This is a genomic window from Lujinxingia vulgaris, assembly GCF_007997005.1.
Classification (GTDB): Bacteria; Myxococcota_A; Bradymonadia; order Bradymonadales; family Bradymonadaceae; genus Lujinxingia.
The window spans coordinates 1-24,373 of the sequence record NZ_VOSL01000135.1 but is presented as its reverse complement, the minus strand read 5'-3'; the positions used below and the strand labels follow the sequence as shown (position 1 = coordinate 24,373).

Below are 24,373 nucleotides of genomic sequence, written 5' to 3'. Positions count from 1 at the left end.
CGTCGCTCTCCGATATTAATTCTGCCATACACCTTTCAAAGCCACTCACAACTACAGCGAAATCGCCCTGTTTCAAAACGGTTTCTCGATTCTCACGACACCATCCGGCGCGAATCTCCGCCTTCGAGTACGAGTCGGCCCCCCCCCAAGCCGCGAGGCAACCACCCCACCTCCCCAACTCCACGGCTCGCCACGCCTCGCCAACTCATCCAGCCACGTCGGTCCCGCCGCCCGAAACAAACGGCGTCCTTTAGCAACGCCTTCAGCGCACAGACACAGGCCCTGTCGCATGTCGCACTGAGAACTTCTGTGTCGCAATGAAAGTGAGACCTGAGGCATCGCCCGCATCTTCTGGATTTCGGCCGCCTGGTGCATTCTTTTGCGCCATCAGGTGCCGTAGCTCCGATCCCCCACCGACACAGCCGGGTCGGCCTGCTTGTGAGCCTCCAGACGATCGGCCATAATTCCATGGTTGCTCTCTCGCCCTCCATTCCCTGTCCCCGAATCGAGTTCGTCTTGAGCCCTGCCCCAGCGCAACTCCCCGAAACCGGGGACCTCATCGCCGGTCGCTACCGTATCGTCAAAGAGCTCGGACGTGGCGGTTACGGCGTCGTCTATCAGGCCCGCCAGGAGGCCATCGCGCGCGACGTGGCCCTGAAGTTTCTCCATCCGGAGGTCGCCCACAACGAGCGCGAAGTGGAGCGCTTTCGGCGCGAGGTCTTCCACGCCAGCGGCCTGCATCATCGCCACACCATCACGCTCTTCGACTACGGTCAGACCCCGCGCGGACTGCTCTACGTGGCCATGGAGCTGCTCATCGGCGAGAACCTTCGGGAGCGCGTGCTCCGCCGCGGCCCGCTGAGCCTTGAGCAGGGAAATCAGCTCCTCGAACAACTTCTGGGAAGCCTCGAAGAGGCCCACGAGCGTCAGCTGGTCCACCGCGATCTCAAGCCCGAAAACATCTTCATCTGCGACACCCCGCCCGAAGCGCCGCTGCATATCAAGGTGCTCGACTTCGGACTGAGCAAGTTCATCGGTGACCCGGGCGCAACGCTCTACCGGGGCCCCTCGCTGACGGCGGAGGGCGAGGTCTGTGGCACGCCGCAATACATGTCTCCGGAGCATGCGTATGGCGAGCCGGTGGGCCCACCGGGGGATGTCTACGCGGTAGGGCTGGTGCTCTACGAGGCGCTCATCGGCAAGCCGGCCTTTGACGGCCCCAACCCAATGGACATCCTGCTCAAGCAGGTAAAAGAGCCCCTCCCAGAGCTCCCGGAGTCGCTCGCAACCACGACCGTGGGACGCTTTATCCAACGGGCAACTCGCAAAGAAGTTCGCGGGCGATATGCCGACGCGCGCTCCGCGCTCAGCTGGTTCCTCGCCCGCCAGAGCCCTGAGGATCAAGCCCCGGGCTCACAGCCCGCGCTCGCTCGCCTGGCGCGCAGCGCCCCCTCGGCGGGGCTTCAAGACTCCGAGTCGATCCCGAACTCCGAGCCCACCAATCCCGCCCCACCGGAGCTGCCGCTTAACCCCTTCGCGCCCACCGAGCGCGACCTCGCCGCCGGTCCGCGTGAGACGACCTCGCCGCCGCCTTCATCTTCCGCCGTCCCCAATGTGCCAGCCCCCCCCTCGGCGCTGGCGGAGTTCGATCTTCGCGCCGCGCAGCTCCCGCTGCTCGGTCGTCACGCCGCGCTTGATGCGCTGGAGCGCTGGTACGAATCCGCCGCCCTCAATGGCGGACTCTTCCTGATCAGCGGCGAGTCCGGCCAGGGCAAGAGCACCCTGGTGGAGACCTGGCAACTTCGCCAGCAGGCCACCCAACGCGCGCAACCCCTCTTCGGTCAATATCGCCGCCGCGGCGCTCCGCTGGAGGCCCTTCGCCGGGCACTCGAGCCCCTTACCGCCCCCCAGCGCAGCACGGATCCCGCCCTGGGCCTGCGCCTTGAGGAGGCCCTCAACGCCCTGGCGGACACCCCGCAAAACACCGCATCGCATGCCGCCACAGCCGTCGTTCATCCCCTTCACCAGGTGATTCACGCGCTCTTGCGATTCAGCGAACGCAGCGCCCTGCTGCTGATTCTGGAAGATGTTCACTACGCCGACCCGCTCAGTCGACGGCTGATCGATCAGCTTCTGGAGAACCTCTCGCAGAAGCCCCGACCGCTCGCGCTTGTGTTCACCGCGCGATCGCAGCGCCATATCGCACGCTGGCAGCACAGCGGCGCGACGCGCGTGGCATACCATCATCTCGAGCCACTCTCCGAGACGACGATGCGCGAGATCCTGCAACGGCTCACGCCGCTGGCCGGGGGACTGGAGCGCGATCTTCTCGATCTGGCCGGAGGCAACCCCGCGCTGCTCATCCACATCATCCGCCATCTTCTGGAGACCGATCAGCTTCAGCCCTCGGAGCGCTCCGGGATCTTCGCGCTTGAAGACCCGTCGGTGGCGCTCTCCTCGCTGGTACCGCCGGATCTTCAGCAGCTGGTGATCACCCGCGCGGAACGCCTGCTGCGCGACCATCCCCAGGAGCCCCGGCTTCGCGCACTGTTGCATCGCGTGGTGCTCTTTGGCGATCGCTTTAAAGCAGCCACGCTTGCACGCGCCATTCACGCCGACGGCCAACCCGAGCTCGCCACACAGATCCGGCCCCTGCTCGGGATGTTCCACGAGGTGGGGCTGCTTCGTCGCGAGGGCGACGCCGAGAGCTCTCCTGTCTATGCCTTTGTGCAACCTCTGCATCGGGCCTCGTTGCTACGCATGGTCGAGAGCATCGATGATTGGCGGGCGTTTCACAGCCATGCGGCTCGCGCTCTGATAGAAGAGGAACACGCTCCCGACGCCGCACAATGCGAGGCGATCGCCGAGCATCTGGAGCGAAGCGCGCAGCGCGAGCGGGCGCTTCCCTGGTGGCTGCGCGCCGCCGCCGAGGCCGAGCGCGAACATCGGGTACACGAGGCGCTTCGCCTGCTGCGCCGGGCTGAGCCGCAGATCATGGGCGCACGACACGTCGATCACGCCTCCCTCAGCGCGCTACGACTGCAACAGGGACGCCTCTACCACCACGCCGGTGAATTTGGCCCGGCCGAAGACGCCCTGCGTGAGGCCATCTCCCACGCCGAGAGCGCCGACCACGTCGCCAACGAAGCCCAGGCTCGCGAGCACCTCGCCGAGATCGTACGTCTGCAGGGCCACCTCGATGAGGCCGAGGCGCTGCTCACGCGAACCTCCGAGCTCTGTGTCGTACTCGAAGATCGCGCCGGGCTGCGCCGGGTGCTGCTGGGTCAGGCCGATCTGGCCCGCTTTCGCGGGCGCTACGACCGCGCTCGCCATGACCTGGAGATGGTGCGTCAGGCCGCGCGCCAGGAAGGTGATCCGGGCGCGGAGGTCGACGCCACGCTCGCGCTCTCGCGCTGCGCCTACGCCAGCGGGGAGCTGCGCCAGGCCTGGAGCCTGGTCGGTGAGGCCCTCGAGCACGCCCGACATATCGGGGACCATCGCGCTCACGCTCTGGCGCTGATCGAAGCCTCCCAGATCTGCATGATCGTCGACGGTCTGGAGCGCAGCGAGGCCCTGGCACGCCAGGCGATGAACGCCGCGCGCCACTACGGCGACGTGCTCGCCATGGCCAACGCAAACCTGGCGCTGGCCTTATGCTTTCGCCGCTCCACCCATCTCGATCGCAGCGCGGAGCACCTGCGCCGCGCCCGCGAGCTGCACGAACGCCTGGGCCACCTCTACGGCGTGGCCAAAGATCTTTTACTGGAGGCCGAACTCCACTGGCTGCGCGGCGATATCACGGGCGCACGCAAACTGGCCGACGACGCCGTCAGGCTCCACGAAGACCTCGACGACCGCCACGGCTGGGCGCTCTCCACGATCTTCCGCGCCCTCTTTCGCATCGAGGGCGGACAACCCGAGCGCGCCATCGAATTCCTCAACGACGTCATCGCCCTCCAGGAGCACCTGGGTCTGGGCCTCTACGCCCCCCAGCTTGACTTCTACATGGGGATGGCGCTCGAAGCTCAGGGCAACATCGACGCGGCCCTGACGCACTACCTCCGAGCTCAGCAGCAGGCCCGCACGATGGGACATCGCGAGATGATCAGCCTGAGCACCATCAGCATCGTCAAACTCAATCTCATTCTGGGCGACTTCAGCAGCGCGCGCGAAGAACTCCCCGAAGCCACACGCCAGGCTCAACGCACCGGGCACGCCTACGCCAATATGTTCGCCCTCCTGGGCACCGCGATGCTCGCCCATATCGACCAGGATAGCGCGCTTCTCCGCGACTCCCTGGCGCGCCTCCGCCCCTACATCCATGTCCCGCACGCGCCCGATCTTCGTCTGGACCAACGACTCGGCGGGATGCAGCGCCTGCTCGACACGGTCCCGGACTCCCCACAGCGCCAGCAGCTCAGCCGCGCGCTCAACGACATCATCGCCTCACTTTCCACGCGCTGATGCCCACCCACATTGACCCCGGGTCAGATTTCACACCCCCAAAAAATCGACCCCGGGTCAGGTTTCACACCTCCCAAAAATCGACCCCGGGTCAGATTTCGCACCTCCCAAAATTCGACCCCGGGTCAGATTTCGCACCTCCCAAAATTCGACCCCGGGTCAGATTTCACACCTCCCAAAAATCGACCCTGGGTCAGACTTCGCACCTCCCAAAAATCGACCCTGGGTCAGGTTTCGCACCTCCCAAAATTCGACCCTGGGTCAGATTTCGCACCTCCCAAAATTCGACCCTGGGTCAGATTTCGCACCCCAAAAAAATCGACCCTGGGTCAGATTTCACACCTCCCAAAAATCGACCCCGGGTCAGGTTTCGCACATCCCAAAAGTCGACCCCGGGTCAGATTTCGCACCTCCCAAAATTCGACCCCGGGTCGGCCGAGCCCCCCTCCAGCCTCACCCCATCCCGTAAACCCCATCGTCATAGAGACGGCCCCGCACTTCCCACAACACGGGATAGGCGCGCTTTTTCAGCGTCGAGCTCAGATACTCCACCCCGCTTGAGCCTCCCGTTCCCGGCTTCGTGCCGATCAGCCGCTCCACCACCCGCACGTGATGGAAGCGCCAGAGCAAGATGTTCTGGTCATGCTCTACCAGCGACTCGGCCAGGGTGTAGAGATGAAAGCGCTCTTTCGGGTCCCGGTAGAGCGGCTCCAACGCCGCCATCGTCTGCTCGCGCCGGGCCCCCTCCAGCACCTCGCCCTCCTCGGGCACCACCACATCAAACCCCTCACGCTGCAGCAGCTTATAGAAGCGCGTGCGCAGCGAGGGCTCGGCCAGCCGCGCCGTCAACCGGCGATGATCCTGATCGGTTTGATCGATATGCCGCATCACCGAGGTGTCCCGGATCCCCGTCAAAAACTCGACCTCCCGAAACTGAATCGACTGAAACCCGCTGGCCGGGTTGAGCGCCTGACGAAACTTCAAAAAATCGCTCGGCGTCATCGTCTCCAGTACATGAATCTGCTGCACCAGCAACTTCTCGATCTGCAACACCCGCTGCAGAAGCCGCCAGGCCTCGTAGACCTCCCCCTTCTCCATCTCCTCGGCGACCTGATCGAGCTCGAACAGAATCAGCTTGAACCACAGCTCATAGGCCTGGTGGATGATGATAAAGAGCAACTCATCATGCGCCGGCGGGCTCGACTCAAAGTTCTGCAACTCCAGAAGCTGCGGCACCTTAAGGTAAGAGTTATACGTCAAGCGCTCCCCGGCCGGAGGCAGCTCATCTCCGCCGGAGGAGCCCTGCGTAAAGGGGCAGCCGCTACGGGTCTTCTCGTCGCTCATGGGGCCAGTCCGTCGCTGGGGGGTAACTCGCGCAGAGAGCGCAGGTGGGAGATGGAGTCCCCGGACCGACCGTCCGCGTTCAGCCGACGGACTCCATAATATCGCCGATCGGTGCAAGGAAGATCTGTGCCATACCTTCCAGCAGTCGGCGAAGGTCGGGATACGCCGAAAACGCCGGACTGGCAAGCGCTTGTCCTCGAAGCTGATCGATCTCGGCCAAACACGCCGAGAGCGCACCCTGCTCCCGAAACGCCTCGATTGCCCACCGCACCTCCGTATCGCTGCTGGCATGGCGGTCCGCACGCAAAAGCTGCATCAAACGGCGGCGATCCGCGTCCTTTGCGCGCTGCCAGAACGCCACGACCAGCGCCGAGATCTTCCCCTCCCGAAGATCGCTTCCCTCCTGGTCGCGCCCCTTCTCTCCGTAAAGATCGAGGATGTCGTCCTGGATCTGAAAGAGCACGCCCAGATGTCCGGCCGCCTCCTCCAGCGCCCCAACCACCTCGGCCGGCGCCTCGCAGAGTTCGGCGGCACCGGCCATCGGCAGCGCGAACAGACCGCTGGTCTTGCCCCGCACCATGATGCGGTAGGCCTCCTGGTCGATATCCTCGGTGGAGCGTTGCTGCAGAGCGAATTCGCGCTCCTGCCCGTCGATCACCTTGAGCACGTCGCGGAACACCCGGGCCAGCACGCGCTGGCGAGCGCCCGGCGAAGCCTTCACCGACTCCAGACACATCGGCGCCAGATAGAGCATCGCGTCGCCCAGGTTGATCGCCTGCGCCTGACCGAACTTCTTCCAGACCGTGGGCTGATCACGGCGCACTTCATCGCCATCCTGCAGGTCGTCATGCACCAGCGTCGCGTTATGGATCAGCTCACACGCCGCTCCGAACCCCACCAGCGCTTTGGCCTCCCGGCCCAGCGCCCCGGCCACCGCCAGGGGCAGCATCGCCCGCAGCCGCTTGCCGCCAGTCTGCATGTGGTAGTCGAGCATCTGCCCGAGCGTCGACCCGGTTAGCCCGGCCGTCTCCACCGCGTCGGCGATGCAGCTCAACACCTGCCCCATATGGGCCTGCGTCAGCTCTCGAAATGCCTGCTCCGTCGTTGTCACGTGTCCTGCTCCTGTTGAGACCGCCAGTAAGGGTAGTAGCGCGAGCGGGTGGTCAGCCCGACCTGCTGCGAGAGCCAGTCGGTCACCTCGCAAAGACCGTCCAGAGAGGCCTCAACCCGCGCGCCCATCGAGATCATCAAGTTGACCAGATCCTCGCTGGCCAGGTTCCCCGCCGCGCCCGGCGCATAGGGGCAGCCGCCCATACCGCCCACCGCACCATCAAAGAGTCGCACGCCCGCCTGATACGCGAGCAGGGCGCTGGCCACCGCCAACCCCTGCGTGTCATGCAGGTGCAACGCGACCCGATCGACGCCAAAACGCGCCACAGCCTGCGCACACCCCTCTGCGACTTGCAGCGGCGTTCCCGCGCCGATCGTATCTCCCAGAGAGAGGTGCTCGGCACCGTTGGCCAGAAGCTCCTCGCCAATCTCGAGCACCCGTTCAAAGTCGACATCCCCCTCAAAAGGGCAACCAAAAACCGTCGAAATATACGCCCGTACCACCATCCCCTGGGCCACCGCCGCCTCGGTGGTGCGTTTGAGCGCCGCCAGACTCTCATCGAGCGAGCGGTTGAGGTTGGACTGGTTATGCGCCTCGGTCGCCGACATAAACACCGCCACGTGCTGAACATCGGCCGCCGCCGCACGCTCCAGCCCCTTGAGGTTGGGAACCAGCGCCCAGTAGCGCACCCCCTCCTGCCGACGAATCTGCCGGGCGACCTCGTCGGTCTGCGCCATCTGCGGCACCCAGCGCGGATGCACAAAGCTGCCGATCTCCACATCGCGCACCCCGGCGCTGACCAGCCCCTCGATCATCGCCACGCGATCCTCGCATGAGAGCACCCGTGACTCATTCTGAAGCCCGTCACGCGGGCCCACCTCAAAAAATCGAATTTCTGCGTCCATCAAGGTCCTCAAGCCCGCTTTAAATCGGGCGCTCTGGGGCTTACTTTGCGGTCAGGGCCAACTTATCCCCCGCCACAAAAGAGTGTCAACGTAGCCCGCCCTGCCACGTTGACACACCTTCGGCCCTGCTCCTATTCTTGGACGAATGGTCCACGGAACCTCGCACCGTCGCGAGCGCTCCGCCCCCGACCCCAGCCTGAGGTATGCGACGTTGGCTCAAGACCTGCTTGTTGTGAATCATGGTCTCGCGCTCATGCTCTGCGAGGATGCGGCGATCCTTGAAGAGACTCTGCGGGCGATTGAGCCCCTTGATCTGCATATTCGCCGCATCGGCGATCTGGCGCTGCTGGTGCCCGCCGATGAGATCGAGGGGGTGCTTGAGACCCTCCACGCCCAGGGCACCTTCCCCCGCGTGCTTGGCCCGCAGCTCATCCCCGATACGCAGGAGGCCCCGTGAGCATGCGACCTGACCGGCCCTCAACCTCCGGCCCCCTGGCGGCCGATGAGTTTCGCAGCCTGCTGGAGCGAGGCTACGCCGACACCAGCGTGCGCTTTCTGGCCCGCGCCTGGCGCTGTGAGCCCGGTGCCGAAACCCTGATCGCCGCGGTCGACGACACCGGCCAACGCCCCCTTGATCCCGCCGCGCTCACCGAACTTGAGCGCGCGGTCTTCTGGCTGCTTCAGGAGCGCGGCGGCCGCGGCCGCGGCGAGAACCTCCGCCGTGACCTGCTGCTCCGGGGTTTCGGTGAATCCGAGCCCACCCTGGCCTCCCTCATCGCCGCGGGCCTGCTTATCCCCATCCCGGCTGCCGCCGATCATGACTGCGACATCGAAGTGCTCCTCGAGCGCGGCTCTTTTCTGCAGCACGATCTGGCGCTGACCCCGGCCACCCTGGCCAACCTCGACGCCGCCCCGGACGCGCTCAACATCGACGTCCCCACCTTCAATGATGTGTCCATCGAGCCCACGGTCAGCTCCGTCGACGATCTGGAGCTCAACCTCCTGCATCTGGCCTCGCTGATCCGCCGCGATCCGCTCAAACTTAATAAAGACGGCACGCCCAACCGACGCTCTCTGGCGCGCGCCGCCCGCGGCATCAGCATGCCCGGCCAGCTCGGAGAGGTCGCCGGCGATCTCGATCTTCACGATCCCCGGCAACTCGACTACCTCACCTTCCTGGCCGCCCTGGGCCGCGAGCTGGGCATTCTGGGGCCCGACGGCGATCGCTACCGCACCGGCGACGCGGCCCTGGCGGAGCACTTCCACGCCCCCGGCGCCGAGCGCGATCGTCGCCTGGGCGAGGCGCTTCAGCGCCTGCGCTACTGGAACGAGGTCGAGAGCGTGCGCCTGGCCGAGATGACCCTGCGCGGCGCCGACGACCAGCACTTCTCCCAGCGCGAATCCACCGGCGAGCCCCTGATCGGCGCCCGCGGCTTCGTGCTCTCGGTGCTGCGCCGCGCCTCGGTGCGCGAGTGGGCCTCGGTGGCAGCCATCACCGAGCTCTGCACTCAGATCGACCGCCAGTACCTCGATCGCACCCTTGCGAAGATGGCCGGCCAGTGCGAGCCCGCACAATTTATCGACGCGATGATCGAGCGCACCTTGAGCTGGTCGGGCCTCCTGCAGTTCGGGCGCACCGACGACAACCAGCGTGTCGCTCGCCTCTCGCCACGCGGCGCCCGCGCGCTGGGCCTGGAGGGCTCGGAGATCCCCGCTCCACAGGGCGGCTGCCTCATTGTGCAGCCCAACTTCGAGGTGATGGTCTTCCTCGATAACGCCCCGGTCTCCGTGCTGCATGAGCTCTACCGGGTCGGCGAACGCCGCAAACTCTCCGATCGCGTCGCCACCTTCCAGCTCGCCGCAGAATCGGTGCAACGCGGTTATTCGCTGGGCGCAAGCGCCACAGCGCTCGTCGAGCTGCTCAACACCTTCGGACACACGCCGGTACCCGAAGCTGTTGCCTTCCAGCTCAACGATTGGGAACGCGTCCATCAGCGCCTGACCATTCATCGCCAGGGCGTGCTCCTTCGCCACCCCGATCCCGAGCGCTTCGATATGATCATCGGGCAGCTCGAGCATGATCTTCGCGAGAGCTCCCACCGCGCCATCCGCCTCGGCGCCCGCGACGCCTTTGTCACCACGGCCGACCACGACGCCATCCGCCGGGCCGCCGAGGCGCACCCTTCGCTTACGCTCAGCTCCACCGGCGCGCCAACTCGCACCCTCTACTTCGTCGACCCGCTGGTCGTGATGGCCGATCCTTACGAGCTCGACGTCGTCACCCAGGTCGAGCTCGGCCACCTCACCGACGTCCTCGAAGACGAATCCTCACCGCGCTCACGCTTCTTCGCGCTGAACATCGAGAAGATCCGCGCGCGCTTCCCCGACGATCCTCTCGACCAGATCGTCGCGTTCCTCGACGCGCGCTGCCCCGGCGGGCTTCCCACCGGCCAGGCCTTACGCCTTCAAGCCGAGCTCGACCGCCCCGCCCGGGCGCACCTGGCCGAGGAGCTCATCGTCTTGAGCTTTGAAGATCGCCTCAGCGCCGATCGCTTCGCCGGCCTCGAAGAAGCCCCCGACCTCATTGAGCGCCGGCTGGGACATCTGCACTTCGTGATCGCCGCCGACGCCCGCGATCTCCTCGACGAGATCCTCGAGGAAACCGGTCTGACCCTCCACAAGAGCCCGTTTGACCGCGACGAATAAGGCTCACAGGCCTCTTTTACCCCGCGCACCTTTGCTTGCCACGACCGGGGGGGCGCGATACATTGAGCCCAGACTCTCTGGTCGCCAATATGTTCTGCGCAGCGACTTAGCGCCGCCGGTCTTTATCGGCCTGCCGCCGCTACTCTCCTCAGACGCCCCCGAGCTGTGCGCCCATCCAGCCGGCGATCCCACATGGACGCCTCCCCCACGAGGCCGCATCCCCGACACGCGATGGAACGCTACTACGTCAAACGCCCCACCGGTAAGGTCTTCGGCCCCTTTGACCAGAACGCCATCCGGCTGATGCTCAAGGGCAACAAGCTCGGTACCGATGCGCAGGTCTCGACCGACAAAGAGAGCTGGACACCGATCTCGGAGGTCGCCGCCTTTGCCGATGACGCGGGCAACACCACGCGCGCCGGCCTCGGCGTGCAGGACCTGCCGACCTCCGCCGGCAGCCCCGCGCTGCCCACCCCGCGCAGCGCCCCCGATCTGCCCAGGCCCAAACTCAGCGACCTGCCGCGGCCCAAACTCAGCGACCTGCCCAAACCCAAGAGCGACGCCGCCGACTTGCCCGCGCCGCGCAGCGCCCCCGATCTGCCCAGGCCCAAGCTCAGCGACCTGCCACGCGTCGCGGGCTCCAACCTGCCCCGATCCGCAGGCTCCGATCTTCCAACCTCGGCCGGTGGCAACCTTCCCACCTCCGCCGGCGCCAACCTCCCGACCTCGGCGGGCAACAACCTGCCCACGTCGGCCGGCGGCAATCTGCCCACCTCCGCCAGCGCGAACCTCCCTACCCCGGCCGAAGACGACGACCTCTTCGCCGCCCCGATCACCGACGACGATGATCTCTTCGCCGCGCCCGTCGGTGCCGGACCAGGCGACGACGATCTCTTCGCCGCGCCCATGGGCGCCGGTGCCAACCAGGCCGACGATGACGATCTCTTCGCCGCGCCCGTCGATGCAAACGCCGCCGACGATGATGACGATCTCTTCGCCGCCCCGGTGAGTCCATCCGCCCACCAGGAGGACAGCGACGACCTCTTCGCTGCGCCCATGGGCGCCGAGCCCAGCGATGATCTCTTCGGCCCGGCGCCGGGCATGGACGAAGACAGCGACGACCTCTTCGCTGCTCCGGCCGCCGATGAAGATCCCTTCGCTGCTCCGGCCGCTGATGAGGACCCCTTCGCCGCTCCGGCCGCGCCCGAGCCCGATCCTTTCGACCAGGGCGACGATCTTTTCGAGGCGCCAAAGCTCGACGACGACTCGCTCTTCTCCGACGCCCCCGCCGACGAAGACGACTTCCTGGGAGGTGATCAGGGCTTCTCCTTCCTCGACGAGGAGCCCGAGGGCGACGACTGGGACAGCCAGCTCGTCGGCAACGACTCCTTCGACGCCGAAGACCTCGGCGTCAACGAGGCCGACTGGGGTGACGACATGATGGGCGGCCCGGCTCCTGCCACGCCCGCGGCGGCCCCACCGCCCCGCCAACCCGAGGCTCCGAGCTCCCGACCGCAACCTCAAGCCGCCGCCGGCCACGACCCCTTCCGTCCGGCCTCCACCGGCATCAAAGAAGAGCGCCCGGCCAGCGCCGGCGCCCCGGCTGCCGCCAACGTCGCCAAAACCGTCGACGCCGACAAAAAACGCGGCGCCATGGCCGCCATCGGTGTCCCCGTGCTCGCCGTCCTGGTCCTGGGCGCCGCGGGCTTTGGCATCTACACCTCCTTCTTCGCTCAGGAAGACGTCGTTGAGCAGGCCCCGGCACCGGTCGCTCCCACCATCACCTCCCTGAACCCGGAGCTCGTCCTCCAGGACAACTACGCCTCGTATCAGGAGCTCTTCGCCGACGCTCAAGAGGGGGAACTTGACCCTCAGAGCTCTGCCCTGCTGCTGCTGGGACGCTCGCTCTACCTGACGCGTTACGAAGACGACGCAGTGGCCGCGGCCGCCGAAACCCTGGCGGAGTCTCTCTCCGCGGAGAGCGCCGATCCGATGGTCGCTGCGGCCCTGGCCGCCAACGAGGCTCGTCTGGCGCAGGCCGACGCGGCCGCAGCCCTGGCCGAACCGGCCTTCTCCAACCCCGAAGCTGCCTACTGGGCCCACCTGAGCGCCGGCGTCGCCTACGCGCTCGCCAGCCTGGACGGTCAGTACGAGGCCGCCCCCTCCGACGCCAACGCTGCGGCTGAAGGGAGCGATGGCTCCCCCGACCAGCCCGAAGACGCCGCCGCGCCGACAGATGAGGCTACCGCCCCCGCGGACGAGGCCGGCGAACCCGCAGACCCGGAGGCCGCCGACGAAGCCCTCGCCGAAGCGAGCGACGAGCGTGCCGAAGACTCCGAAAACGCCGCCTCGGCGGCGAACGCCTCGCTGATCGAGCGCGCTGAGCGGCACCTGACCGAAGCCAGCAAAGCCAACGAAGCCGCCGCGACACCGCACTACTGGCACGCGCGCGTCCTGGCCGCTCAAGACGCTAACGCCGCGGCGCTCGAAGCGCTGGAGCGCGCCAGCAACGCCGATCCCAACCACGTGGCCAGCCGTCTGCTCGCCGGCAACCTCTATTACGACGGCGGCGACCTCAACGACGCCACCGAACACCTCGAAAAGATCATCAGCGAGCTCAGCGCGTCGGCTTCGCCGGCGGAGCGCGGCGAGGCCTACCACGTTATGGGTATGGTCCACATGGCGCGTCAGCAGAGCGATGAGTCCATCGCCATGTTCACCGAAGCGCTCAAGATCGATAGCGCCCGTGTCGACAGCCTGCGGGCCCTGGCCGAACAGTACGAACGCGCCGAGAAGTACCAGGAAGCCCTCAACTTCTTCACGACCAACCAGAACCTCGGCCAGCAAGATCCCGAGGTGATGCTCGGCATCGTGCGCTCGCACATGGGTCTGGAGCAGTACAACGAGGCCATCCTTAAACTCGAAGAAGGCGAGAAGGAGTTCCCGGAGGACGCCCGCTTCCCCTTCTACCTGGGCCGCCTCAACATGCAGCGGGGCACCTTCTACGAGGCGCGCCGCGCGTTTGAGCGCGCCGTGGAGATCGACCCCAGCCTGCTCACCGCGCACGCCGCCCTGGCCCAGCTGGCCTGGCGTATCGACAACGACGTGGCCCGCGGTGAGGAGCATGTCCGCGCGATCACCGAGCGTCCCGAAGGCATCGACGCGGCCATCGCCTCGCAGGTCGCCGACTACTACCGCCTCTCGGAGCGTCGCGAGCTCGCCCGCCAGTGGAACGAAGAGGCCCTGCGCCTCGACCCCAACTTCTGGAACGCCCGCCTGAACCTCTCGCGCCTGCTTCTCGAAGACGGCCAGAGCGAGCGCGCCCTGGAGCTTCTGGAGCGCGCCCGCGCCGAAGGCATCGAAGACATCCGTCTCTCGGCCTACTTGGCCGACGCCTACCGCCAGGCCGGCCAGTTCGATCGCGCCATCGACGAGATCAACAAGGTCATCGAAGCCGAACCCTCCAACGAGGAGTACATCTTCATCCGCGGACGCATCTACTTTGACCGCGGCAACTACGAGACGGCGCGCGAGGACTTCAACAAAGCCTACGAGCTCAACCCCCGCTACCACGAAGCCTACTTCTACGTGGGCCGCACCGCGCTGGCCGAGAAGGATTTCAACACCGCCAAGCGCATCTTCGGTCACGTGCTCGACTACCAGCCCAACAATGGCGAGTTCCACTACTTCATGGGACGCACCTTCGAGGACGAAGAGAGCGAAGCGCAGGCTCTGACCCAGTACCAGCGCGCAACCACGGTCGACCCGGCCTACGGTGTGAAAAACCCCGAAATCTATGTGCGGCGCGGTCTTCTGCTGGCCCGCACCGGCGCCACCCGCGCGGGCAAAGCCGACATCATGCGCGCGCTTGAGCTCAAACCCGATATGGTCGAAGCACAGTTCGCCCTGGGCGAAGCCAATTTCCGTGAGCAGAATTACCCGGGCGCCATCGAGCATTATGGCGCGGCGCTCGAGAAGAATGCGGAGCGCCCCCTGGCCCAGTACCAGTACGGCATGGCGCTGATCTACGAAGGCAAACGCGAGCAGGGCGCCCGCCACCTTCAGCAGGCCATCCGCTTCGGCTACGACAACCCCGAGATCTACCGCCGCCTGGGCTACCTCTACCGGGAGCTCAATCAGCGCGCCCAGGCCATCGAGTCCTTCAAGACCTACCTGCGCGAGACCGCCAACCTGACCGTACCCGACGCCACCCGCCGTGAAATGCTTCAGCAGATCGAGGAGCTTGGCGGCTGAATCACCCTCTGCATGCACTTACGCATCCCCCGGCGCTGACGCAGCGCAGGTCTCTCTGACGCAGTTGAACACCCCTATGGAGAACCTCCTCATCATTAGCGCTGAGGCCTCGGTGGTATCGAGGCTCAAGCAGGCGCTCTCCCAGCTGGCCCGCGTCAGGCAGGCCCGGGGCTGGGATGAAGCCCGCCGCCAGCTGATGCAAGAGCCGGCCCAGGTCGTGGTGGTAGGCCCCGATCTGGCCGACCCGGCGCAGAGCGCCCACTTTGTGGCGCTGGACAGCGTCTTAAGTCAGGACGCCACCCCGGCCTTTGTGCTCGCCGAGCGCCTCACCCCGGCCCTCTCGCAGATGGGCGAGGCCTTCGTGAGTGTGGCCGGTGTCGTGCCGCTACCCCGCAACCCCGGGGACTGGGACGAGCTTCTCGACGCCCTCAAAAAGGCGCTTAACGCGCGCCAGCGTGCCTTACAAAAACAGGCGCGCGAAAGCGGAGAATCCGCCACCGAGCTCTCGGTGCGCCTCCCCACAGTGTCCGAGGGACGGCTCAGCTCGATCCCTTTTTCGCGTCTCCTCTACAGCATCTCGATGCATCAGGACTCGGGGCTGCTCACGCTGCGCTCGGGGAAGATCACGCGTGAGTTCGGCTTTAAAGGCGGGCATTTTCTGGAGCCCGCCAACAACACGCTGGCCGACAGCAACGCCCTGACCAGCGTCTTCGCCTGGCCCGACGGCGACTTCACCTTCACGCAGGACGCGAACCTCGAAGGCAGTCGCACCTCGCTGGTACCCCTGATGATCCAGGGCGTCACCACCCACCTTCCCCAGCGTCAGGTCATGGACAGCCTGATGCCGATGATGGCCTCCTACCCGGTGCTCACGCAGTTCTGGGAGAAGCGCCGCGCCTCATTGCGCTGGAAGGTCCTGGCGAAGTTGATGGGAGGGTGCGACGGCCAGAAGTCGCTGGAGAAGTTGCTTAGCCTGATGGGGAGCGACGTCACCGAGGGGTTCCGCGCCGCCCTCTTCGCGCGGGAGATCGACCTGTGGGTCTTCCGAAGCGAGCCCACCGCACGCCCGGTGCAGATCCAGTACGCCCACCTCCACGCCAGGGGCCGCGCCTCATCGGCGAGCAGCGCGCGCCCTGCATCGTCGCGCCCCGCACGCACGACCTCCTCGCCCTCGGTGCAGGCCCCCGACTTAAGGGGCATTCGCCCGGCCACCGGTCGCACCCAGAGCCTGGATGTGCAGCTGCGCGAGAAGCTCACGACCATGGAGCGCATGAGCCCGCATGAGATCTTCGGGCTGTGGAAAGGCTGCGGACGCGAAGTTGTCAAAGAGCGCTTCTACGTCTTGGTCAAAGAGCATCACCCGGACGTTTACGGTGGCAACGTCTCCACCGAGATCAAAGAGACGGCGCAGCGCATCTTCATCGGCGTCCGCAACGCCTACACCGCGTTGATGAAGGTCGAAAACAAGCAGACCGTCCCTCCTCCGGCCGACACCACGCCTTCGGCGCCGTCAGGTGCAACGCGCCCGGCCCCCGAGGCGTCCTCAACCTCTCAGACACCTCGGCCGGGGCGAAAACGCCTGAGCACCCTCCACCCGGGTCAGCTCAACCCGGACGGCGCAGGACAGGCCGAACACTCTCAGGCCCGCTTCACCCCGCGCACCCAGACCCCCGGTCGTGTCCGGCGTGATTCCACCCCCATCGGAATGGGGCGCACGCCCACCACCCAGCACCCCGATCTGAAGTCTCAGCTGGGCGACACCGCGACCAGGCCCGCTCGCCCCACCCCGACTGCGCGCCCCACTCCGGGCGCGGGCACCCCGCAGCGCGATCGCACCGCGTCGCTCTCCGGGGCGCGCCGCAAGCGAACCTCCTCGCTCTCGGGCGCCGGTCTGGATCAGGACTCCTCCGACGCCGACTGGCGCCGCGAGCAGCTGGAGCGCCTGGGCCGAAGCCCCACCCGCACCCGGCGCCCCACGCCGGCACCACTCAACAACGCCGGCATCCCCACCGCCGCCGATCCGGCCCGCGACGCCTTCAACGCCGGCTACCCCCTCTTTAAGCAGCTGGCCTACCGCGAGGCGCTCCCGCACCTGCAGCGCGCGCTGGAGGGCGAGCCCAACAACGGCCTCTACATGACCTTTGAGGCTTACGCCCGTTTTCAGCTCGATGCCTCCCAGGCCGACAGCGCGCTGGAGCAGTTGCGCAAGGCCATCGGCACCGGCCACCGCCAGGCCATGCCCGACGCCTACCTCTTCGCCGGCATCATCCTCAAAGCCCGCGGCAAAGAGCAAAAGGCCTACGAGCACTTCAAGCAGGCCTACAAACTTAACCCGGCGAGCCTGGAAGCTGAGCGCGAGATCCGCCTCTACGAGCGGCGCCATCCGCAGGCGGAGGCTGAAGGCGGCGGCTTCTTCAAAAACCTGTTTAAAAAATAGCGCCCCACGCCTACGATGGTATCGTCTCTTCCACGTTTGCGAGCGGGGGTTCTGCTCTTGCCCGCCGCGCTCGCCAGAATCTCACGGCGCAGCCCGGCTCCCCATCGCTTCCATTGTCTTGCCAACACGTCTAGCCAGGATTGTCGTTCATGGGAAAAATCATTGGCATCGACCTGGGAACCACCAACTCCTGTGTAGCGGTCATCGACGGCGGTGAACCTCTGGTGCTGCCCAACAGCGAGGGCTCGCGCACCACGCCTTCGATGGTCGGGTTTACCGAAGATAACGAGCAGTTTGTCGGTCAGCAGGCCAAGCGTCAGGCGATCATCAACCCTGAGCGCACCATCTACGACATCAAGCGCCTCATCGGTCACAAGAACACCTCCCCGGTGGTCAGGCGCTACGCCAAGACCCTCCCCTACAACATCGTCGAGAACACCAACGGCGACGCCTGGGTCGAGGTCAACGGTCAGGCGTATAGCCCGCAGGAGATCTCCTCGATGATCCTGCGCAAGATGAAGCAGACCGCCGAAGACTACTTTGGCGAAGAGATCACCGAGGCGGTGATCACGGTGCCGGCCTATTTCAATGACGCGCAGCGCAGCGCCACCAAAGACGCCGGCAAGATCGCCGGCCTGACCGTGCGCCGCATCATTAACGAGCCCACCGCTGCCGCCCTGGCTTACGGCTTTGCGCGCAGCGATGACGCCAACATCGTCGTCTTCGACCTGGGCGGCGGCACCTTCGATGTGTCGGTGGTTCAGCTGCGCGGCGGCGTCTTCGAAGTCGTCTCCACCAGCGGCGACAATCACCTGGGCGGCGAGGACTTTGACCGCGCCGTGCTCGAGTTTTTGATGCAGCGCTTCCAGGACGAGACGGGCATCGACGTCAGCGAAGACAACATGGCCCTGCAGCGTCTCAAAGAAGCCGCTGAGAACGCCAAATGCGAGCTCTCCACGCTGAGCGAGACCAACATCAACCTGCCCTTTCTGGCGGTGGATGAATCCGGCCCTCGCCACCTCTCATTGAGCCTGTCGCGCTCTCAGCTCAACGACCTCTGCTACGACCTGGTCGAGCGTCTGGAGACGCCCTGCATGACCGCGCTCAAAGAGGGCGGCATCGATCGCAACGACATTGACGACATTCTGCTCGTCGGCGGCATGACGCGCATGCCCCTGGTTCAGGAGAAAGTCGAAGAGATCTTTGGCAAGAAGCCCAACAAAGGCGTCAACCCCGATGAGGTCGTCGCCACCGGCGCCGCGATCCAGTCGGGCATCCTCGGCGGTGAAGTCCGCGAGGTGATCCTGCTCGACATCACCCCCTTCAGCCTGGGGATCCGGGTCACCGGCGACCGCTTCAGCCCGATCATCCAGAAGAACACGCCCATCCCCACCATGGAGACCAAGGTCTTCACCACCACCGAATCCAACCAGGACATGGTCACCGTCACCGTGCTCCAGGGCGAGCATCAGGTGGCCAGCCGCAACAAGCTGCTGGGGATGTTCAACCTTACGGGCATCAAACCCGCCGCGGCGGGCAGCCCGCGCATTGAGGTCACCTTCGAGATCGACACCGACGGCATCGTCAACGTCGCGGCCCGCGACCTGCGCACCAACGTCAGCCAGTCCATCACCGTCGAGGGCCACTCCGGCCTCTCCGATGAGGAGCTGCAGCGGGCAATCCAGCGCAACAAGAAGCGCTAAGCGCCTGATTTCAAAGAAGATTCAACCACGACGCCAGCTTCAGGCTCCCAAACGAGAGAGGCTGGCGTCGGCGTTTTCTTGATAGAGGTGCATGCGCCAGTCCACGCCGAAGATCTGGCCCGGCTCCATGGCCTCCCACACATTGTCGCCGTGCAAGGGCTCGCTGGAGACGATGAAGTGGTTCACAAAACCCGAGCGCGAGCGCGCCTCACAGCAGGGCGCAAAGCTCGGGCAGTCGTCGCGATCGGGGCAGAGCGTCTTGTGGGTGCTGTAGAAGAGCTCTTTGCCCCCCTGGTGGGCGACCATCACCTGGCCGTTGGTGAGGAGGATGCTCAGGTAAAACTCGTCGTCTTTTGCCCGGGTGTAGCAGTCGTAGCCGGTGGCCTCATGGATCTCGGCGACGGTCTCTCGGAGCGCGGCGCTCAGCTCGCTGATCGGAGCCCCTTTGCGGTGGATGTCGAAGCGCTGCGCCATCTTCGAGAGCAGCAAATAGAAGATCACCTCGCTGTCGGTATCCCCCAGCACAAAACGGCGAAAAATGGGCGAGATGCGCGCGACCACCGCGTCGCGATGCTCGTCGAAGTTGGGGATCTGGCCGTTATGCGCAAAGACCCAGCTCCCGTACTGAAAGGGGTGTGAGTTGAGGATCGAGAGCTGACCCACGGTCGCTTTGCGCAGGTGCGCCACGACCGTCTCGGAGGCCACCACACCGCTGACACGCTGGAAGAGGCTGTCGGAGACGGCCGAGGAGACGCTCTTGACCACGTGCGGCACGCCCTCCACGTAATACGCCACCCCCCAACCATCGGGGTGGCGCTCACTCTGGCGCATCAGGGCGTTATCGGCGCTGATCAGGCTGCGGTGAACCTGGCTTGTGATCACCGAACGAAAGCCAAAGAGCCGGCACATAACTCACTCGTCGAAGTTGGCGATCGCCTGGGCGATCTGGTCTTGATGCGGGCGATAGACCCAGGCGCGGCGCGGCGGATCGTTGATCAGGATCGAGAACGCGAGCTGCCGCCCCGACCTGCTCTGCACATAGCCGCTGAGCGCGGTAACGTTATTCAGCGTACCGGTCTTCGCCCTCAAGTTTCCAGCCACGTGCGGCTCGCGCAGCCGATTGCGCAGCGAGCCGTCGACCCCGGCGATGGGCAAAGACGCGATGAATTCCGGGCCAAACGCATGCCCGCGCATGTAGCGAAGCAAGGAGACAAACTGACGCGCGCTCACCGCGTTACCCTCGTAGAGCCCGCTGCCGTTGTGCAGGCTGAACGCCTCCGCGTCGAAGCCCGCGCGCACCATAAACTCGCGCGCCTTGCTGATGGCCTGCGGCCAGGTCGCCGGCTGCCCCTGCCCGCGCGCAGTCGCCAGCAGGAGCTGCTCGGCCATGAAGTTGTTGCTCCACTTATTCATCGCCGCGATCGTATCGATCAGCGGCGACGAGTTATGCACATGAAGACGCTGGCGCACCTCCGGCGCAGGCGCCTCCCCGGGGCGCACCTCCCCGTCGAACGCGATGCCGACCATCGTAATCGCCCGGGCGACCACCGCGCCGGCAAACTCCGCCGGGTTATCGACCCGCTTTCGCACCGAAACCGGCTGCGCCCCCTGCCCGATGGTGCCGCCCACCTCAATGCGGGTGCCCTCCTCGGTGGGCACCGCGCTGACCTGCACACGCGCCAGCGACCCGCGCACGGTGCGCGTGCGGTTGACCACCTCGATATGCTCCTGGGGCGGATCCAGGCGGACCTCCCCCGGCTCTCCGGGCGCGCCCGGCGTCACGGTGGTAGTCACGGTATTGAAGTTCACCGACAGCGCCCCGATCGACGAGCGGTACGACGCATCGGTGTCGCGGGTCTCATAGCCCGGCGGCAGGTAACCCTCGGCAAAGGCCGACTCATCGATGATGATGTCGCCGGCGATCGTATCGATCCCCTGCAGACGCAGCTCGCCGGCCCAGGCCAGCACGTCTTTGAAGAGCAAAAACGCCTCCCCCGAACCGATCAGAAAAAGATCGTCGATGGAGCGCTCGCTGCGCATATTCGTGGCCAGCTCGGTGCTGAAAGTATAATGCGGCCCCAACACATCGAGGGCGGTGGCCGCCGTGATCAGCTTGATGTTGCTCGCCGGGTTCAAAGGCTCGTCGGCCAGATGCGTGTAGAGCACCTCGCCGGTCTGCGCGTCCTCGACGTGAACGCCTACTTTTGCGCGCTGCAGCTCCGGATCGGAGAGCACGCGGTCGATGGCCCGCTCCAGCTCCGGGTACTCGCGGCGCTCGACCTCGGCGATGGCCGGAACCTCCGGCACCTCCTGAATCTCCAGCGCAGAGCTCTCCTGACCCTCCTGGGCGACGACGCCATTGGCGCTCAGCCCGATCCCGAGGAGCACAAGAAGATAGCTCGTCGGACGTAGCACGTGGCGATACATCCGATGCGATAGGTGGTGCAGTTGACGATCCCTCATATCCCTGTAAACTCCCGCTATCGTTAAACTTTTCCGCTGACACCGAAACGCGCCGCACAGGTAGCGCTTGACGCGCGGGGTGTTATTCCTGGGCCTGGCCTTGAGAGGTCGACGCCTCCTCTGAGACGTCCGCGGCGGAGGCTTTCAGCTCGCGCGCCGCGTCCTCAAGCCAGCGCGTGTCATCCACACGCAGGAGCTTTCGCTCCCGCCAGATGTTGACGACAAGCCCCACGCCCAGCGCCAGGCCAACCAGCAACGAGACGATCCCCCAACCCAACGACTGCCCCACGATCATCAGCTCGCCCGAATCGACCACTCGACCTTCACGCGCGCCGTCTCCACCCCGTCGGCGCGCCGTCCGACGACTTCGAGTACACGGTTGACCCGCTCGCCAGTGCGCGCGGCCTCGTCGAAGGCCGCGGCCACCTCCTCGCCCTGTACGCACTCAAAGCGCACCGCGCTCTTTGCCGGTTTGACAAAGTCCGCGCTGATATGACGCACGATGTAGGAGAACTTTTCGGGGCGCAGCGCGTTATGAAAGATGACCAGCCCACCGGTGGTCATCTCGGCGGCCATCATGGAAGCGGCAAAATACATCGTCCCGAAGATGTTGCGGTTTCGCCACCCGAAGGGGATGGCCACCTCGCAGCGCGACGCGTCGAGCACGTCGACCGAGGGTGAGACCACCGCCAGCAGCGGCATCCGCGCCCAGAGCAGCGCCTGGGATACGGGGCGAGTGGTCAACGCGCCCGCCACCAGGCGGGCGGTCCAGGGAGCGCGCTCGTTTTGATTCATGGTATCTTGAAACAGCATCCTGTCCTCGTTGAAGTTCTGATCCCACCCCGATTGAAAGCGCGTCGACCTTCGACGCCGCATCGACTATACACGAAGCAACGCTTCGGGAGCAGCCCCCCGACCCGGCACGGTCGTCATTTGCTATGAGCGCAACGCTTCGAAAACTCGGTCGCTACGAGCTTACCCGCCGCCTCGCCAAAGGCGGCATGGGGGAGATCTACCTGGCGCGCGCCCGCGGCGCCGGCGGCTTTGAGAAGCGCGTCATCATCAAGACCATCCTCCCCCATCTTGCCGAAGAAGAGGAATTTGTCACCAAATTCCTCGACGAAGGTCGCATCGTCGTCCAGCTGACCCACGGCAATATTGTGCCCGTCTTCGATATGGGCGAGCAGGACGGCGAATATTTTATCGCGATGGAGTACGTCGAAGGCCTCGATCTGCGCGAGGTCTTAAAGCGCCTGGACGCCAGCGGCGAGCAGCTGCCGGTGGAGCACGCGCTGCACATCGCCGCCGAGATCTGTAAGGGCCTGGGCTACGCCCACCGCAAGTCCGATGAACAGGGCCGCCCGCTCTCGATTGTGCACCGCGACGTGAGCCCCTCCAACGTGCTCATCTCGCGCGAGGGCGAGATCAAGATCATCGACTTTGGCATCGCGCGGGCCGCCGGTCGGCTCTCGCAGACGGCCAACGGGCGCATCCAGGGCAAGTGCTGTTATATGAGCCCGGAGCAGACCCGGGGTCAGCCGCTGGACCACCGCAGCGACATCTTCGCCTGCGGGGTGGTGCTCTACGAGATGCTCACCGGGAGGCGGCCCTTTGAGGGGCGCACCGATCTGGAGAGCCTGGAGCTTGTGCGGCGCTGTGAGTTTGATCCGCCCGGAGTGCTGCGCCCCGAGGTGCCCGGGGAGGTCGATCAGATCATCGAGCGCGCGCTGGCCGTTGACCCCGACGCGCGCTACCAGAACATCGAAGATCTCTATGTGGATCTTCAGCACGCCATCTACGCAGTGGGTCAGGCCGTCACCAGTCAGGGGCTGGCGCAGGCGCTGGGGGCGATCTTCGCCGAAGAGGCCGCTCCGCCGGTACGTAAGGCCCGCAACCTGGATGAGGCGCTGGAGCTTGAGCTCGACCGGCTGGGCTCGGAGGCCTCCGACGCCGGGCTGCGCACCGGCACTCCGGCTGCCGATCTTCAGCCGGCGCGCCCCCCGGGAGATTCGCCCACCTTGAAGCCCTCCTCCACCGGTGACGACGCGCCGGAGGGTCTCTCGGAGCTCTCCGAGCAGGAGGTCGCCGAGATCGCCCACGCCCCCACCGCCTCGCGGCTGCTGACGCCAGAGTCGGAGCCGGTCGCATCGTCGGAGATGGCGACGCGCCAGCCCATCGCCACGCCTACTCCTACTCCTACGCCCACGACCTCGCCAGAGCCGTACGCTCTGCAACGCGAGCGCCCCGACGACGCGATCCCGCAGCCTGCCCCGCGGCGCCGGGTTGGCGTGTGGGTGGGGGTGGCGCTCACCACACTGGCCGCCCTCCTGGTGGTCGCGTTCGTGCTCCCGACCCTGGGTGAGGCTGAGCTCACGCTTGAGAGCGACCCGCCCGGCGCGACCATCCGACTCGATGGCGAGGAGCTCGCCGGACGTCGCACCCCTCAGACGCTCACCCTCGATCCGGGCGACTACCGCGTGGAGCTTCTGCTCGAAGGCCACCAGCCCCGCAACCTGCGCGTGGAGCTGACCGCTGGTGAGCGCGTCGTGCTCGACGCCCGCGACCTTCGCCTGGAGCCCGACGCCTCGCCACCTCGAACCTTCCGCGTGGAGACCACCCCGGAGGCCGCCAGGGTCAGCGCCAATGGCGAGGATCTGGGCGAAGCCCCCGTCACCCTCACCCTGGGTGAGGGCGAAGTAGCGGCCCTCTCGGCGGCCTACGAGGGCTGCTCCACGGCCTATTACACCTTAAGCTACGGCCACCAGCGCGAGATCGTCTCGCTCAACCTCTCCTGCCTGCAGAACCGCGCCCTGGCGGAACTCTCCGCGCGCCCCGGCACCGAGGCCAAAAGCGTGGTCGACGACCGCGACCGCCCCGCCCTCATCAACGCCGCGCTGCGCAAAGGCGTCCGCGTGCGCCTGGTGCCCTCGCCAGCGCGGGCCGAGCTCTCGCTCAACGGGCGCGCGCTGGGCCCGGGCGCCCGTCA

Annotated in this window: 13 protein-coding genes and 2 pseudogenes; 8 read left to right on the top strand and 7 right to left on the bottom strand. The window is 66.0% G+C overall.

Going from position 1 to position 24,373, the window contains the following annotated elements; genetic code table 11:
• The first annotated feature begins 516 nt into the window (after positions 1–516).
• Positions 517–4,464 carry a serine/threonine-protein kinase gene (locus tag FRC96_RS18250; protein WP_230470426.1) on the top strand — a complete coding sequence of 1,316 codons (3,948 nt, stop codon included), beginning with the start codon at positions 517–519 and terminating at the stop codon, positions 4,462–4,464.
• 453 nt (positions 4,465–4,917) lie between these two features.
• Here FRC96_RS18250 and FRC96_RS18245 read toward each other — a convergent pair whose 3' ends face one another.
• The 3 genes from FRC96_RS18245 to FRC96_RS18235 all read right to left on the bottom strand — a co-directional run bounded on the left by FRC96_RS18245 (position 4,918) and on the right by FRC96_RS18235 (position 7,824).
• Entirely contained in the window at positions 4,918–5,808 is an 891-nt protein-coding gene (locus tag FRC96_RS18245; RefSeq protein WP_146976612.1) for a tryptophan 2,3-dioxygenase, read from the bottom strand.
• Positions 5,809–5,887: 79 nt separating this feature from the next.
• Positions 5,888–6,919, bottom strand: a complete 1,032-nt coding sequence (locus tag FRC96_RS18240; protein WP_146976610.1) for a polyprenyl synthetase family protein — start codon at positions 6,917–6,919, stop codon at positions 5,888–5,890.
• Positions 6,916–7,824, bottom strand: coding sequence for a hydroxymethylglutaryl-CoA lyase (locus FRC96_RS18235; protein WP_146976608.1), 909 nt, complete (start codon positions 7,822–7,824; stop codon positions 6,916–6,918). The genes FRC96_RS18240 and FRC96_RS18235 overlap by 4 nt, the downstream gene beginning before the upstream one ends.
• Before the next feature lie 232 nt (positions 7,825–8,056).
• Here FRC96_RS18235 and FRC96_RS18230 point away from each other — a divergent pair, with 232 nt between their 5' ends.
• From FRC96_RS18230 to dnaK, 6 genes and pseudogenes are all read left to right on the top strand, one after another.
• The gene (locus tag FRC96_RS18230) at positions 8,057–8,281 is read left to right on the top strand and encodes a hypothetical protein (RefSeq protein WP_146976606.1); all 225 of its coding nucleotides are present in this window, start codon (positions 8,057–8,059) and stop codon (positions 8,279–8,281) included.
• A gap of 2 nt (positions 8,282–8,283) precedes the next feature.
• Positions 8,284–10,530 (top strand): helicase-associated domain-containing protein, encoded by a 2,247-nt coding sequence (locus FRC96_RS18225; RefSeq protein ID WP_230470429.1) that lies wholly within the window; start codon positions 8,284–8,286, stop codon positions 10,528–10,530.
• 192 nt (positions 10,531–10,722) lie between these two features.
• Positions 10,723–14,502 (top strand): annotated as a pseudogene (locus FRC96_RS18220) (tetratricopeptide repeat protein); the annotation flags it as partial.
• A 42-nt stretch (positions 14,503–14,544) separates the two neighbouring features.
• Entirely contained in the window at positions 14,545–14,784 is a 240-nt protein-coding gene (locus tag FRC96_RS22895) for a hypothetical protein (protein ID WP_434006982.1), read from the top strand.
• Between the two features lie 76 nt (positions 14,785–14,860).
• Complete coding sequence (locus tag FRC96_RS18215) at positions 14,861–17,221, top strand: DUF4388 domain-containing protein (RefSeq protein ID WP_146976601.1); 2,361 nt, start codon at positions 14,861–14,863, stop codon at positions 17,219–17,221.
• 149 nt (positions 17,222–17,370) lie between these two features.
• Positions 17,371–18,906, top strand: a pseudogene (gene dnaK, locus FRC96_RS18210) (molecular chaperone DnaK); the annotation flags it as partial.
• 57 nt (positions 18,907–18,963) lie between these two features.
• Here the strand turns inward: dnaK and FRC96_RS18205 are convergent.
• From FRC96_RS18205 to FRC96_RS18190, 4 genes are all read right to left on the bottom strand, one after another.
• Positions 18,964–19,833 carry a class II glutamine amidotransferase gene (locus FRC96_RS18205; RefSeq protein WP_146976598.1) on the bottom strand — a complete coding sequence of 290 codons (870 nt, stop codon included), beginning with the start codon at positions 19,831–19,833 and terminating at the stop codon, positions 18,964–18,966.
• 3 nt (positions 19,834–19,836) lie between these two features.
• On the bottom strand, positions 19,837–21,339 hold the full coding sequence (gene dacB, locus FRC96_RS18200) for a D-alanyl-D-alanine carboxypeptidase/D-alanyl-D-alanine endopeptidase (protein ID WP_230470425.1): 1,503 nt from the start codon (positions 21,337–21,339) through the stop codon (positions 19,837–19,839).
• A gap of 130 nt (positions 21,340–21,469) precedes the next feature.
• Complete coding sequence (locus FRC96_RS18195) at positions 21,470–21,703, bottom strand: hypothetical protein (RefSeq protein ID WP_146976594.1); 234 nt, start codon at positions 21,701–21,703, stop codon at positions 21,470–21,472.
• On the bottom strand, positions 21,682–22,200 hold the full coding sequence (locus tag FRC96_RS18190; protein ID WP_230470423.1) for a DUF4442 domain-containing protein: 519 nt from the start codon (positions 22,198–22,200) through the stop codon (positions 21,682–21,684). The genes FRC96_RS18195 and FRC96_RS18190 overlap by 22 nt, the downstream gene beginning before the upstream one ends.
• Positions 22,201–22,325: 125 nt before the next feature.
• Between FRC96_RS18190 and FRC96_RS18185 the strand changes: the two genes are divergently transcribed.
• Positions 22,326–24,373, top strand: a 2,048-nt coding sequence (locus FRC96_RS18185; protein ID WP_146976590.1) for a serine/threonine-protein kinase, incomplete at its 3' end; no start/stop codon positions are given.

What these genes read in the sequence shown, in the direction of transcription:
- FRC96_RS18245 (WP_146976612.1), bottom strand. Translation starts at nt 5,808, where the DNA reads ATGAGCGACGAGAAGACCCGTAGCGGCTGCCCCTTTACGCAGGGCTCC.
- FRC96_RS18235 (WP_146976608.1), bottom strand. Translation starts at nt 7,824, where the DNA reads ATGGACGCAGAAATTCGATTTTTTGAGGTGGGCCCGCGTGACGGGCTT.
- FRC96_RS18225 (WP_230470429.1), top strand. Translation starts at nt 8,284, where the DNA reads ATGCGACCTGACCGGCCCTCAACCTCCGGCCCCCTGGCGGCCGATGAG.
- FRC96_RS22895 (WP_434006982.1), top strand. Translation starts at nt 14,545, where the DNA reads ATGGCGCTGATCTACGAAGGCAAACGCGAGCAGGGCGCCCGCCACCTT.
- FRC96_RS18215 (WP_146976601.1), top strand. Translation starts at nt 14,861, where the DNA reads ATGGAGAACCTCCTCATCATTAGCGCTGAGGCCTCGGTGGTATCGAGG.
- FRC96_RS18205 (WP_146976598.1), bottom strand. Translation starts at nt 19,833, where the DNA reads ATGTGCCGGCTCTTTGGCTTTCGTTCGGTGATCACAAGCCAGGTTCAC.
- FRC96_RS18190 (WP_230470423.1), bottom strand. Translation starts at nt 22,200, where the DNA reads ATGCTGTTTCAAGATACCATGAATCAAAACGAGCGCGCTCCCTGGACC.